Source organism: Thermococcus sp. (genome assembly GCF_027052235.1).
In the GTDB taxonomy this organism is placed as follows: Archaea; Methanobacteriota_B; Thermococci; order Thermococcales; family Thermococcaceae; genus Thermococcus.
Window position 1 is genome coordinate 1 of sequence record NZ_JALUFF010000040.1, and the last position, 12841, is coordinate 12841.

At 55.9% G+C, this 12841-nt stretch carries 16 protein-coding genes, 1 pseudogene and 1 riboswitch; of the genes and pseudogenes, 6 read left to right on the forward strand and 11 right to left on the reverse strand.

Going from position 1 to position 12841, the window contains the following annotated elements; genetic code table 11:
- Positions 1 to 227, reverse strand: a pseudogene (locus tag MVC73_RS04410) (aspartate racemase); the annotation flags it as partial.
- Between the two features lie 47 nt (positions 228 to 274).
- The gene (locus MVC73_RS04415; protein WP_297507418.1) at positions 275 to 1015 is read right to left on the reverse strand and encodes an ArsA-related P-loop ATPase; all 741 of its coding nucleotides are present in this window, start codon (positions 1013 to 1015) and stop codon (positions 275 to 277) included.
- Between the two features lie 210 nt (positions 1016 to 1225).
- Between MVC73_RS04415 and MVC73_RS04420 the strand changes: the two genes are divergently transcribed.
- Positions 1226 to 1459 carry a NitrOD5 domain-containing protein gene (locus MVC73_RS04420; RefSeq protein ID WP_297507459.1) on the forward strand — a complete coding sequence of 78 codons (234 nt, stop codon included), beginning with the start codon at positions 1226 to 1228 and terminating at the stop codon, positions 1457 to 1459.
- A gap of 1 nt (position 1460) precedes the next feature.
- The gene (locus MVC73_RS04425; RefSeq protein WP_297507421.1) at positions 1461 to 2156 is read left to right on the forward strand and encodes a hypothetical protein; all 696 of its coding nucleotides are present in this window, start codon (positions 1461 to 1463) and stop codon (positions 2154 to 2156) included.
- Here MVC73_RS04425 and coaBC read toward each other — a convergent pair.
- The 7 genes from coaBC to MVC73_RS04460 are packed head-to-tail and all read right to left on the reverse strand — an operon-like array spanning position 2131 to position 6462.
- Positions 2131 to 3360, reverse strand: coding sequence for a bifunctional phosphopantothenoylcysteine decarboxylase/phosphopantothenate--cysteine ligase CoaBC (gene coaBC, locus MVC73_RS04430; RefSeq protein ID WP_297507424.1), 1230 nt, complete (start codon positions 3358 to 3360; stop codon positions 2131 to 2133). The genes MVC73_RS04425 and coaBC overlap by 26 nt on opposite strands.
- A 53-nt stretch (positions 3361 to 3413) precedes the next feature.
- A complete protein-coding gene (locus MVC73_RS04435; RefSeq protein WP_297507426.1) occupies positions 3414 to 3794 on the reverse strand; it encodes a DUF190 domain-containing protein in 381 nt (126 codons plus the stop codon).
- Positions 3795 to 3798: 4 nt separating this feature from the next.
- Positions 3799 to 4170 carry a fluoride efflux transporter CrcB gene (gene crcB, locus MVC73_RS04440; RefSeq protein WP_297507429.1) on the reverse strand — a complete coding sequence of 124 codons (372 nt, stop codon included), beginning with the start codon at positions 4168 to 4170 and terminating at the stop codon, positions 3799 to 3801.
- Positions 4167 to 4637, reverse strand: coding sequence for a hypothetical protein (locus tag MVC73_RS04445; RefSeq protein WP_297507432.1), 471 nt, complete (start codon positions 4635 to 4637; stop codon positions 4167 to 4169). The genes crcB and MVC73_RS04445 overlap by 4 nt, the downstream gene beginning before the upstream one ends.
- Positions 4634 to 4939, reverse strand: coding sequence for a hypothetical protein (locus MVC73_RS04450; protein WP_297507435.1), 306 nt, complete (start codon positions 4937 to 4939; stop codon positions 4634 to 4636). Before MVC73_RS04450 ends, MVC73_RS04445 begins: the two co-directional genes overlap by 4 nt.
- Positions 4918 to 5592: a DUF6062 family protein gene (locus MVC73_RS04455; RefSeq protein ID WP_297507437.1), complete on the reverse strand. Its 675-nt coding sequence runs from the start codon at positions 5590 to 5592 to the stop codon at positions 4918 to 4920. The genes MVC73_RS04450 and MVC73_RS04455 overlap by 22 nt, the downstream gene beginning before the upstream one ends.
- Before the next feature lie 3 nt (positions 5593 to 5595).
- Entirely contained in the window at positions 5596 to 6462 is an 867-nt protein-coding gene (locus tag MVC73_RS04460; RefSeq protein WP_297507440.1) for a hypothetical protein, read from the reverse strand.
- 22 nt (positions 6463 to 6484) lie between these two features.
- Positions 6485 to 6560, reverse strand: a riboswitch (Fluoride riboswitch).
- 77 nt (positions 6561 to 6637) lie between these two features.
- Between MVC73_RS04460 and MVC73_RS04465 the strand changes: the two genes are divergently transcribed.
- On the forward strand, positions 6638 to 7351 hold the full coding sequence (locus MVC73_RS04465) for a peptidase M54 (protein WP_366938930.1): 714 nt from the start codon (positions 6638 to 6640) through the stop codon (positions 7349 to 7351).
- Here the strand turns inward: MVC73_RS04465 and MVC73_RS04470 are convergent.
- The gene (locus tag MVC73_RS04470; RefSeq protein WP_297507443.1) at positions 7313 to 7777 is read right to left on the reverse strand and encodes a peroxiredoxin; all 465 of its coding nucleotides are present in this window, start codon (positions 7775 to 7777) and stop codon (positions 7313 to 7315) included. The genes MVC73_RS04465 and MVC73_RS04470 overlap by 39 nt on opposite strands.
- Positions 7778 to 7870: 93 nt before the next feature.
- On the opposite strand from MVC73_RS04470, the gene pyk reads away from it, so the two are divergent.
- Both pyk and MVC73_RS04480 read left to right on the forward strand, forming a co-directional pair.
- A complete protein-coding gene (gene pyk / locus MVC73_RS04475; protein ID WP_297507447.1) occupies positions 7871 to 9307 on the forward strand; it encodes a pyruvate kinase in 1437 nt (478 codons plus the stop codon).
- A gap of 36 nt (positions 9308 to 9343) precedes the next feature.
- The gene (locus MVC73_RS04480) at positions 9344 to 11065 is read left to right on the forward strand and encodes an endonuclease MutS2 (protein WP_297507450.1); all 1722 of its coding nucleotides are present in this window, start codon (positions 9344 to 9346) and stop codon (positions 11063 to 11065) included.
- 1 nt (position 11066) lies between these two features.
- On the opposite strand, the gene MVC73_RS04485 is transcribed toward MVC73_RS04480, so the two are convergent.
- Complete coding sequence (locus MVC73_RS04485) at positions 11067 to 11732, reverse strand: Kae1-associated kinase Bud32 (protein ID WP_297507453.1); 666 nt, start codon at positions 11730 to 11732, stop codon at positions 11067 to 11069.
- 178 nt (positions 11733 to 11910) lie between these two features.
- On the opposite strand from MVC73_RS04485, the gene thsB reads away from it, so the two are divergent.
- Positions 11911 to 12841 (forward strand): thermosome subunit beta (gene thsB / locus MVC73_RS04490; RefSeq protein ID WP_297507456.1); only part of this gene is annotated, 931 nt, incomplete at its 3' end.

The following is a 12841-nucleotide window of genomic DNA, read 5'->3' on the forward strand; positions in this document are numbered from 1 at the left end:
ATCTCAGCCCCAGCCCTCTCAAGGGCTCTCGCCGCGTTTATGAGGAGCTCCTTTCTCCCCTCCCAGCCCCGGGGGTTGTCCTTGAACTCCGCGAAGTTTATGGAGTAGATTATCAGCTCCGGGAACGTGAAGGGGCCTAAAAGCTCGCGGCTTATCCCTATGTAGTTCCGGTAGTAGTAGAGGGTTGACTCGGGTGTCATCCCGCCGATCAGGCCTATCCTCTTCACACCGACCACCAGTTCTGAGAGGGGGACAGGGTTTATGAAAGTTGGGGTCAGATGTAGCCCAGCTCCTCAAGGACGCTGAGTCCCAGCTCGGAAAGCCACTCGTCTTCAAGGCACGACGGAATTCCACGAACCGGCTCCATAAGGAGGGATTCTCTCGTCGGAATAAATGCCATAATACGTGCTCCAAGCTCATCCTCGACCAGCTCCACGAGGGTTTCAAGGAAGTCCTCCGGAAAGTCGGCGAAGTTCATTATCACCCTCTTTACCCCGAACTTCCTTATCAGGGCTGTCAGGTACCTGAACACGCCGTTCAGGGGCACCCTGTTGGGGTCAACGACGAGAACGGGGATGTCAACCTTCTTGAGGAGGCCGTTGAGCTCAATCGGTATGGAAGGCGGGAAGTCTATCACGATGACGCCGTACATTGCCTTCAGCCTGTCGATTACCTCGTCCAGAACCGGCAGGAGGTTTAGAGGGTTCACGGTGATTCCATGGGGCTTGCCCAGAATGAGGTGAAGGTTCCGGGTGAACCTGGCCGGGACGGTGAGCCACTCAGGGTTCAGCTCCGGGTCGTTGAGGTAGTCCTCGAAGGAGTAGGGGGCGTTCAGGGCGAAGTGGTTGTGGAGGTCAGGGAGGTAAAGGTCTCCATCAATGAGAAGCGTTCTGATACCGCTTATCGCCAGGCAGGTCGCGGTATTGGCTGACATCGTCGTTTTTCCACTGCCCCCCGGTCCCAGGAATCCAACGACCTTCATAGTCCATCGTGGAATGTACTTTCTTTTCCTCATAACTTTTCCGGTTGAAAGTTTGAGAAAAATTTTCCTATGTTGGAAGGATGAAACGATGAGCTTTCAATATGAGGGTTAAAAGGCTTCCATAGTCTCCTCTCTTTAATTGAGGCCTGCGAGTACGATATGAGCAGGTTAGGGTGAGAATTTTGCTAAAAGCCCGGAGATAGTTGTTCGAGCCACTCCGCTCCTCACCGGTGTTGCCCCGGGCTGAAGGACGTCCTTGAGGCCCACCTCAGGGTCACCCTTCACCGGGGCCTTGAGGTTGCCTACGAAGACCCCAAAGCATTTAAGGGTGCGGTCGCAAAGTTGTTCGGAGAATACAGTGCGAGGTTGCTTGAGTTGATAATACTTCAGAGGTTGAAGGAGCAGTTCGGGTGGTCTGAAGAGCCATCGAGCCTTGAGGAGGCCGTGGAGAGAATAAGGGCAATCTACGGTGGGTAGAATGACCGGGGACCCGCTGAGCCTTATAGTGGAAGCGTCCCGCAGGATGTCGCCGACCTTCCTCAACTACCAGATAGGAAGCGAAATCGAGCTCATACTGTACCACCTCCTGAGGAGGCTTAAAGACCTCTACGACGAGGTTTTCGTTATATCCTTCCACGATGCCTACCACTTCATCGTCAGCTACGTCAGCTCGGTCTATCCTGACGGAAGGGATGTCTTCAGGCCCTCCCACCTCATCTCGGTAAACCCCTACCTTGAGGAGGCCCTGAACCCGACAATGGTCATTAAGGTCAAGGACCCCGAGATAATAATGGGCAGGATACAGAGCAAGCTCCTCTCCCTCGACCCCGACAATGGAAAGAGGAAGCTCTTCATAGTTCTCGGCCTTGACCTCTACGGAATCCGCTACCGCGAGGAGCTCGTCCAGATAGTCCCGATGATTTCGAGGATGCTGGCAAAGGAGGAGGGCTCCAACGTCCTCGTGACCTTCAACGTCAGGGCGTTTCCAGAGACAGTTTCGGAGATAATAGACTGCTTCGCCCTCAACGTCTTCAGGTTTGCCGTCGAGGTAAAGAAAAGGACGATAAGGAGAAAGCTGACCGTGATAAGGAGCCCCTTTATCGAGTACAACCTCCGCTCGTGGTACTACACCGTCACTAAGGAGGGCATCAACTTCGAGCTCGCCGAGAGATAAGGCCCTCTATCTCGTCCCACAGCCTCTCGGCCAGCTCGCGCTTGCTCATCCTCGGGAGCTTCTTAGCTTCTTCCCTGCTCACCAGGATTACCTCGTTCTCGTCGCTGCCGAAGGCCTTTAGCGTGTTCGCAACGACGAGGTCACTTCCGGCTCTTTCAATTTGCTTTCTGGCTGCGTTGATAAGCTCTCCCTCGCTCAGGCCTGTCTCGGCTTTAAAGCCGACGAGGAAAGTATCTGGCTGGAGTTCCTTCACGCGGTCTATTATCTTCGGCGTCGGCTCAAGCTCAAGGGTTATTGGTTTTCCGCTCTTTACCTTCACATCAGCCCTGTTCTTCACCCTGAAGTCGCTTACCGCCGCGGCCAAAACAACCACATCGTATTTCCTAGCTTTCAGCTCGTCCTCGATGGCTTTCAGCATCTCCTCAACGGTCTCGACCTCAATCTGGTTCTCCACGAAGCTCGGGACGCTCCCCTTCGTCCTTATGAGCGTCACCTCGGCACCGCGGAAGTCGGCCTCCTCAGCTATGGCAACGCCCATTTTTCCGCTACTCGCGTTGGTTATGTAGCGTATCGGGTCGATGTACTCCTTCGTTGCCCCAGCAGTGACTAGAACCCTCTTTCCGGCTAATGTTTTTGGGTGGAGCTTTCTGATGACGCGGTAGACGACCTCTTCAACCGGCGCCACCTTCGCCTTGCCCTCCTCCAGTTTGGGCTCTATGAACTCTACCCCCAGCTTTTTGAGCTTCTCGATGTTCTCAAGCACTATCGGGTGCTCGTACATTGTCGAGTGCATCGCTGGAGCTATCATTATCGGCGTGTGGGCGAAGGCCGTAGTTATGACTGTCGTAACCGGGGTATCGTCTATGCCGTTGGCTATCTTTCCAATGGTGTTGGCCGTTGCGGGGTAAACGAGGATTAGGTCGGCCTTGTTCTCGTGCTCTCCAGCGAGCTCAACGTGCTCTATAAAGCCCGTGATTTCCGTCACTACGGGGTTCCCGGTGGCGAACTCCATCGCATAGGGGTGGATTATTTTTTGAGCGTTCTCGCTCATCACTGCATAAACTTCCGCGCCGTGCCTTATGAGCTCCCTCGCGAGCTTTACAGCTTCCACCGCAGCTATACTGCCAGGGATGGCGAGAACAATTTTCTTGCCGACGAGTTTTCGGCTCTTCGTGGCATAAATCAGCCTAACATGGTGAAGCATGTGAACACCTCCAAGAAGAGCTTGGGACAGGTCATATATAATAGTTGGGAAGCTCAAAGCTCCCTGACGGCGTCGTCCTCGAACTTCCTGACCTCTTCCTCGGTGCCGACCCAGACCACTATGATTGGCTCGACGGTGATCATGCCGTCCTTTATCATGGGCTTTATCTCGCATATCGCTCTCTCTATCTTGTAGCCCCTGTCAACGACCTCAATGACTATTGGGAGGTCTGTCGAAAGCCTCATAACGTCGCTTGAGTGAATTCTGCTCTTCTTCCCGAAGCCGTAGATACCTCTGTAGACGGTCGCTCCAGCAATCCCCATCTCGCGGAGCTTCTCAACTATGGCCTTGTAGAGGGGCTTTCTATCGAAGCGGTCGTTCTCCCCGATGTAAATCTTTAGCCTGAGCGTGTTCCAGTGCTCGACCTCGACCATACAATCACCTCCGGGCCAGGATAAAACCCGCAAAGATTAGGGCAACGGTTATTATAACGTTTGCCAGCACGTTGAGGGTCGCCATGAGGTACTCCCTCTCGCGGAGGAGTGAAAACGTCTCGTAGGAGAAGGTTGAGAACGTGCTTAAGGCACCGCAGAAGCCAACCCCAACGCCGACCCTCCACTCCGGTGGAACCTCAAAGCCCCAGAAGACGAGGCCGTAGAGGTAGCCGAGTATCAGGCTTGCTATGCTGTTCACCATAAGCGTTCCAACCGGAAAGTCGCGGTAGACCGGCAACAGGCCGGCTATGTAGAACCTCGCCACCGCTCCTAAGGCCCCTCCGAGGGCAAGGAATCCCAGCAGTCTCGCGTTCATTCATCATCCCCCTCCGCCTCCTCCCGGTCGGCCCGGCCTTTTAACCCTTTGTCCCCGAAGGCCGAGGACATGTAGTAGCGTATTAGCTCTTCAGCTCTGGAGAAGTCTCTCTCCGGAAGGCCGAGCATCCTTCTGAGCCTCCTGTTTTCAGCTATGAGGCCCGAGAGGGTTATGGCGAGGTTCTGGTTGTCCAGGGCCGAGTAGTAGCTCCTGAACTTCAGCGGTGACCACTTACCCTCAAGCCCGTAGAGCCTTCCCTCAAGCTCCTCGATTTCCCTCTCAAGCCTTTCAATTTCCCTTTCATCAACCTCTTCGTCAAGGTAGCCGTCAAGGAGAATTATTCTCACTGCTTCCTCGGGCCTGAAGCCCCACTTCCTCGAAACCTCCTCTATTCTCTCCCACAGCTCGTCGGGTACGTTGAAGGCAACCTTCCGCCACTTTCCTTTTGCCCAGACGGTTATCTTCATCTCCCACCACCGAGCCTTTCCCTGAGCTCCCTGTTTTCAAGGCTCAGCTCCCTTCTGAGGTTCAGCATGAACTCCCTGTCCATCTTGGCCTTCTCCTCGAACTCGACCAGTTCCCTATAGTGGTTTTCCATCTCGTTGAGCTTTTTCTCCAGTCTTCCCTTCCTTTCCCTGAGGAGCCTCAGCCTTAGGGCCTTCAGGGTTCTCTCAAGCCCTTCAATGTCCCTGAAACGGGCTTCTATCTCCTTCTTCCGCCTCCTAATCTCATCAAGCTCCTCTGGACTCACTTCAATCCTAAGAGCCAACCTTTACCCCTCCGGTTTTCGCTTCCCGCGCTCATCACTACCGGCCGACCTTTCAGGAACTCGATAGCATCTTCAAGCGCCCTCGCCTCTTCCTCGGTCGGCCTTCTGGTCGAGCGGTAGTCGTAGGTATCTATGAAGGCCTTCAAGCGGTTGTCAAGCTCCCTGAGTTTTTCCATCTGGACTTCCTCCAGTTTCTTGAGAAGTTCGGGTCTGTTCTTAAGCTTCTCCACGAGCATTTCATAGTGTCTCCTGCACAGTATCGCCGGTGAGGAGCTGTACTCGGGGAGTAGTTCCTCAAGCCTATCCGCCAGGGCCTCCACGAGGGTTTTCTCCTTCTCCCTTACCAGCTCGCAGAGGAAGCACTCCTTCTCTTCCCTCTCTCCCCGGAGGTAAACATCCAGCACGTCCTCGTAAATGATCGAAACGCCTAGGGGCCCGAGGAGCGGGTTTCCGAGAGCGACCTCAAGGGTCTTCCATGCATGCCTCGTGCAAAGGCCTAGACTCTCTCTGAACTTCGTCCTAACTCCCGGGTCTGTGACGTGCTCGTAGAGTATCGTGGCTATCTCGTCCTCCTCGAACTTCTCCATCGCCCTGCAGACCGGACAGCCCCTGCCCCGGAGTGCCTCGGAGAGCTTTATTCCAACGATGTCCATGGCTCACACGAACCTGCTCATCGAGTCAACAACCGCTAAGGCCCTGTAGGTGTTCTGGAAGTTGGAAATTCCCAATTCCAGGCTCCTCCTGAAGCCTCCGTTGGAGTTCTGAAGCTGGCGTATGAACCAGATGTGCCTCCTCGGGCAGGTCGGCGTTTCTCCCTGGAGTTCAAGCCCTCTGGTGGCGTAGAACGTCGGCTCAAGGTAGGGCGGTAGGCTGTAGGGAACCTCCGTAAAGCCACCCCAGTCACCGCATAGCTCGCAGTTCCTGAAGTGCGGGCTCTTTGGAGGCTTGTAGCCGAGGGCGTAGAGGGTGTAGAGGGCCTGATACGTCATCGTTGTGGTTGCTTGCTTAACGCCGTAGCCGTTCCTCTTTCTGAACTTCATAACAAAGGCCCTTATTGTGTCCTTCTCCTCCCTAGAAAAGCCATGCCCGATGGCCCTGAAGGCTTTGACGACCCAGTACGTAGCTTCGAGCGGTGTAGCGGTTCCGAACTCCTCGCTCCCGCCGAGACCGACCGCGAACTTGCCTTCAAGGGGGTTGTACTTGGTGTAAACTATGTCAACGTGCTCCCTGGCGATGTCCTTCGCTCCGAGTATTGCGAGACCTTCAAGGGCCATGGCTATTGCCACAACGGCCGTCTGGGGCTGGATGGCCTTCTCAAGGAACTCGATGGTCTTTTCCTTCTCCGGGACCTCAAGGCCGAGCAGTTCGTAGGTCTTGACGGCGTAGTAGGTGTCGTTGACGTTGGTGTCATCAAGCACGCTCACGAAGCAGTAGCCACCGTCCTCGTGCCTCCTCTCCTCGATATACCTGAGTGCGGAATCAACGTCAACGTATCGCCTGAGCAGGTTTAGCTTCGAGCCCATTCTACCGCCTCCTCACCTTTGACGGAGAACAGGCGTCATCAGCCCCTGCGGGCGGTTCGGGCCCGAAGCCCCGGGCGGACGCCATCGCCCGTTACCACTTCGAGTGGCCACTTAAAAACTTCATGGTTCACTGGTCTAAGAAGCGTTTATAAGGCCGGGGAGGATAAGCGTTCAGGTGTTGGCGTTGGAGTTCATAGGCTTCACCTACGTCACCAACTTCCTGACGACAGGCCTTGAGCAGGTCATCTTCGACGTCTTTGACAGCGCCAACAGGCTCTTCAGGGACTGGGGTCTGCCTGTCAGGTTTCTCTATCTGGATTCCCTCACCCTTGAGCCGGGCTACCTCATAACGATTAGAACCCCTGAGGGAAGCATAAACCTTTATCCTCTGGAGGTTCTGGTGGACTTTCTTGACTACCGCCTCAAGGTGGAGATGGAGAAGAACGACGGCCTTGAGATGAACAAAATCTTCGGCATAACGAGCTTCCCCCTTGCGTCGAGGAACCGCTACTTTGACTTCTATGAGAGTTTCCTCGGCTATCAGACCGAGAGGCTCGACAGGAGGATAATGGTTCTCTCGATGAGGCCCTTCGAGTCCGACGTCCTCAGGGTTGCCCTCCGCGTCCTTGAGAGCCCCCATGAGGACGAGATGACAAAAAAGCTCGCAAAAATGGTGGTGAGGAGGGAGATGGAGATTTTAAGGTCGAGACTGCTGAAGGGCATCCTCCACGAGGTCGGGCACGCCTTCGGGCTCGGCCACTGCTCAAACTCCTGCGTCATGAACCCTCCGAGGAACATATGGGAGTGGGACACTAGGCCCGTTGCCTACTGCGACTCCTGCTGGAGAAAGTTAAGAAGAGGCCTGAACGAGGCTTCTGGCGACCTCTAAGACCTTCCCCGCATGCCCCTTGGCCCGGACGTTGGTCTTGCTCCAGACGATTTCTCCCTCCGGGTTGAGGATGAAGGTGCTCCTGATTACCCCCTCGTATTCCTTTCCATAGCGCTTCTTCTTGCCCCAAGCACCGAGGGCCTTTATCAGCTTCGCCTCCGGGTCACTGAGGAGCTTAACCCCGAGTCCATGCTTCTCCTTGAAGCGGAGATGGCTCTTCACGGAGTCCCGGGAAACGCCAACCACCTGGAAGCCCAGCTTCTCGAACTCCGGCAGGAGCTCCGTGAACTCCTTCGCCTCGGTCGTGCACCCGGGGGTGTTGTCCTTTGGGTACACGTAGAGAACCGTCCACCTGCCCCTAACGACGTCCCCCAGCTTAACTTCCCTGCCGTCTTCGTCGAACACGGTAACCTCAAGCAGGCTCACGGAAATCACCAAACTTAGTTAGGACTGCCTAATTCATAAGCCTTTTGGCAAAGGTTATTAGGGCTGCACCGATGGTTCGTTCAAGGTGATAGCATGCGCTTACCCGGACACAAGACTAGAATAGTCGCCACCCTCGGGCCGGCCTCGCTGAATAGGCGAACAGTGGAGGCCATGATAAAGGCCGGCATGAGCGTCGCAAGGCTCAACTTCTCCCACGGAGACCTCAGACAGCACGAGAGAGCTGTGAAACTTGTAAGGGAGGCCTCCGAGAGGCTCGGCGTTCCGGTTGCGATACTCGGCGACCTTCCCGGGGTCAAGATAAGGGTCGGTGAGATAGAGGGCGGTTCGGTAACCCTGAGACGCTGGCAGACGGTGACGCTCACAACGAGAGAAGTAAAGGGCAACGAGGCAGTAATCCCCGTTGAGTTCAAGGACTTTCCGAGGCTCGTCTCCAAGGGGGACATAATCTACCTCAGCGACGGCTTCATAGCCCTGCGCGTGGAGGAGGTAAGGGACACCGACGTGATATGCAAGGTCATCGTTGGCGGAACCCTCTTCTCCCACAAGGGAATAAACGTCCCGAAGGCGAGGCTCGCCATAGAGGCAGTAACGGAGAAGGATTTGGAGTTCGTCGAGTTCGCCCTTGAGCAGGGCATCGACGCGGTTGGGATAAGCTTCGTTGGCTCGGCCTACGACGTCCTGAAGGTCAGGCGCTTCGTAGAAGACCGGGGTAGCAGGCTCTTCCTCATAGCCAAGATAGAGAGGCCCGACGCCGTCAGAAACTTCGAGGAGATACTCACGGCCTCGGATGGCGTGATGGTCGCTAGGGGAGATCTTGGCGTCGAGATGCCCATAGAGAAGCTCCCCATAGTCCAGAAGAAGCTCATAAAGAGGGCCAACCAGGTGGGAAAGCCGGTCATAACCGCCACCCAGATGCTCGAAAGCATGACCGAGGAGAAGCTCCCCACGAGGGCAGAGGTTACCGATGTCGCCAACGCAATCCTCGACGGAACCGATGCCCTGATGCTCTCAGAGGAGACGGCCGTGGGCAAATACCCCGTTGATGCGGTGAAGATGATGGCGAGGATAGCCAAGACGACCGAGGCCTACCGCGACTCCCACTGGACGGCCAGAATGGTGGAGTGGAAGATGGAGGAGTGGAAGGGCACATCCCTGAAGAGAAGAACAATAAAGGACGCCATAGCGAGGAGCATCATAGAGGCCCTGAACTCGATAGACATAAAGTACATCCTCACGCCGACGAGAACAGGCCAGACTGCCAGGCTTATTTCGCGCTTTAAGCCGAGACAGTGGGTTCTGGCGTTCGTTACCGACGAGTGGGTCGGCAACACCCTGATGTTCTCCTACGGCGTCTATCCCTTCACCGTCGAGGAGCAGGCTGAGGATGAAATAATCCGCATCATAACAGGCCTCGGGCTGGTGAGCGAGGGAGACACCGTGTTGCTGACTAAGGGGACGCCCATAGGGAAGACCGTCGGGACGAACACGATAAGGATATTCCAGGTCTAGCCTCAGGTTTATAAGAGTCCCGGGGAAGTGTGCAGGATGACGCTCAGGATGAACGCCGAGGCCCGCGCGCTCTACAGGGCCATCCTGGGGGAGATAAGGAAGCGCCTAGTTCTCGGCGGGAGCGAGGAGCACCTCGCGAACATTACCCCGACCTCGAACATCGGAGAGATACTCTCAAGGCAGGCCTATTTCAAGGAGAACCTCCCCCGGCTGAGCCCCTCGCTCAGGGAACCACTCGGGCGGGTGAGGCCGATAAGGTTTCCCCGGGACTACCTCCACGACAGGGTTCTCCTCGTTGACGAGTCCGAGGTTGATGAAGCCCGTAAGCTCGGCCTCTGCGATGTAACAACCGACGTCGAGGAAGCCCGCTCCTATCCCCTCGTCCTGAGCACAGTCGGATACGGCATAGACGTCGAGCTTAAGCCCCTCCACGTTGCCCCCGAACTCTACGTCCTCCCCCTCTGGAACTCCCGGGACACGCTGGAAGCGCTCACTCGGATAGGCTCCGCCACCGGAAGGGGGAGTGTCGCTGGAAAGATTCTGGCCTCGCTTGAGGACTTCAGGGAAACCTCTGAAAGGGAGCGGTTCCTTGAGTCGCTCGACGAGCTGGTCGCGGAGAAAGAGCGGGAGCTGAACGAAAAAATCGCCGAGAGGCTGGAGAACTTCAGCCTCACCCTCACCGGAAAGGAACTCCTTGAGTTCTTGACCGAGCTCAAGGACGGTAACTACGAGGCCATATTCAGGCGGTTTTCAGGGGTCGAGGAGGAGATAATGGGACTGATAGACGAGGCCGAGCGCGAGCTTTCCGAAAAGCTCGGCCTTGCCCTTGAGCTCTTCCCGAGGGACGAGCTGTACCCCCTCCACGTCTCCCCGGAAAGGGTCGAGGAGCTTAGGGCCTACCTTGAGAGAGAACTCGCCCTGGAGCGCTACCTGAAGGCAAGGGAGATAGCGGAAAAGGTTGTTCCGCTCATACCTTCCCTGAGGGAAGAGCTTAGAAGGGCGAGAGAGCTGGACTTTCTTCTGGCTGTTAAGGACTTCACGCGGGGCTTTTCGTTCCCCGAACTGAAGGAGGGCGGGGTGGCCTTCCTCAGGGGAAGGCACCTCTTCATAGAGAACCCCCAGCCGGTTAGCTACGCCGTCGGAAAGCTCCCCGAGGGTTTCACCGGTCCGGGAAGGCCCGGGAACGAGGGGGTGGTGATACTCACCGGCGCGAACAGTGGCGGTAAGACGAGCCTCCTTGAACTGATTTCCCAGGTGGTAATACTGACCCACATGGGCCTCCCCGTTCCCGCTGAAAGGGCGTGGGTGGAGCCCCTGGATGAGCTCTTCTTCTTCAGGAGAAAGAGGAGCATCTACGGGGCGGGGGCCTTTGAGACGGCCCTGCGTTCCTTCGTGAGAGCCCTTAGGGGCCGGGGGAGAAAGCTCATCCTCATAGATGAGTTCGAGGCCATAACCGAGCCCGGTGCGGCGGTTAAGATAATCGGCGAACTCCTGAAGGTTGCCCACGAGAGGGACTTTTACGTCGTCATAGTGTCCCACCTTGGGGAGGAACTGAGGGAGGAACTGCCCTTTGCGAGGGTCGATGGCATAGAGGCAAAGGGCCTCGATGAGAACCTGAACCTCATAGTTGACCGCCAGCCGGTCTTCGGTAAGCTCGGGAGGAGCACCCCGGAGCTGATAGTGGAAAGGCTTGCAAGAAAGGCCAGAGGAAGGGAGAGGGAGCTCTACGAGAGGGTCTTATCGGCCTTCAGGGAGTAGCTCATCCGACCCAGCTCCTCTCCCGGTAGCGCCCCCTGCTCTCTATTTCCTCTATCTTCTCCTCGATAGCCCTCCTCTCCTCCTCTCCAAGGATTTCAGCGTAGCCCTCAAGGACGGCCTCAAAGCCCTCCTCGAACCACTTGTAATGGGTGCTCTCCATGGCCCTTTTCAGGAGGTGGAGGTCAACGCCCCTCGCTTCGAGCGTCGAGTCAAAGTCGGCCAAGCCGAAATCGATGAGGTAGACCCTTCTTTCCCTCAGTATCATGTTGCTCGTCGTCAGGTCGCCGTGCACTATGCCAGCTCTGTGGAGCCTCCCAATTTGTCTCCCCACTTCCCGGCAGAGCTCAAGCCTTTCCTCCATCGGCAGTCTCTCAAGGAGCTCCTTAAGACGGGCCCCCTCGATGAACTCCATCACTATGGTCATATCCCTCAGGTTGACCTCGTAGACGTGGGGACAGTTAACGCCGAAGTCCTTGGCCCTGTGGAGTATCCTCGCCTCCCTTACAGTTCTCTCCTTCCTCAGCTTGATGTCTATCTCGGGAATCCTGTACCTCTTCCTGACTCTGTGCTTCACTATCACCTTTTCCTTCAGCAGGTCGGCACCGAAGACCTCCCCAAACTCCGCCTCGAATATCTTGGCCTCCGCGCCCTGGGCTATGAGCCTCATCTTTCTCCCCGGGTTTAGGTCTCCTTCGGGGTTTTAGCCTTTTCCACCATACTCCCGGTGATTTCCTGATATTTGTTCAAAAATTTCACAAAAACTTAAACAATTTGAAGCAAAAATTTATATAGAGCACTGACGAATGGATGTTGCAAAAAGGTAAAACGTTTGGAGGAATGCCAAAATGAGTATGAGCGGACAGCCCGTTATAGTTCTCCCGGAGGGGACGCAGAGGTACGTTGGAAAGGACGCCCAGAGGCTCAACATTCTGGCTGCAAGGATTATAGCCGAGACGGTAAGAACTACCCTCGGTCCCAAGGGAATGGACAAGATGCTGGTGGATAGCCTCGGGGACATAGTTGTTACGAACGATGGCGCAACGATACTCGACAAGATTGACCTTCAGCATCCCGCAGCTAAAATGATGGTTGAGGTTGCTAAGACTCAGGACAAAGAGGCCGGCGACGGAACCACCACCGCCGTCGTCATCGCCGGAGAACTCCTGAAGAAGGCCGAGGAACTTCTCGACCAGAACATCCACCCGAGCATAATCGTCAAGGGCTACACAATGGCCTCCGACAGGTCGCAGGAGATACTCGACGAGATAGCCATACCCGTTAATCCGGAGGACGACGAGACCCTCCTCAGGATAGCCGAGACGTCCATAACCGGAAAGAGCGCCGAGGCCCACAGGGAGCTCCTCGCAAAGCTCGCGGTCGAGGCTGTAAAGCAGGTCGCCGAGAAGACCGAGGAAGGCTACGTCGTTGACATAGACAACATCAAGATAGAGAAGAAGGCCGGCGAGAGCGTTGAGGAGAGCAAGCTAATTAGGGGTGTCGTCATCGACAAGGAGGTCGTCCACCCGAGGATGCCGAAGCGCATCGAGGGGGCGAAGATAGCCCTCATCGGGGAGGCCCTTGAGGTCAAGAAGACCGAGACCGATGCGAAGATCAACATAACCAGCCCCGACCAGCTCTTCGACTTCATAGAGCAGGAGGAGAAGATGCTCCGCGAGATGGTCGACAAGATCAGGGAGGTTGGTGCCAACGTCGTCTTCGTCCAGAAGGGCATTGATGACTTAGCCCAGCACTATCTAGCCAAGTACGGCATAATGG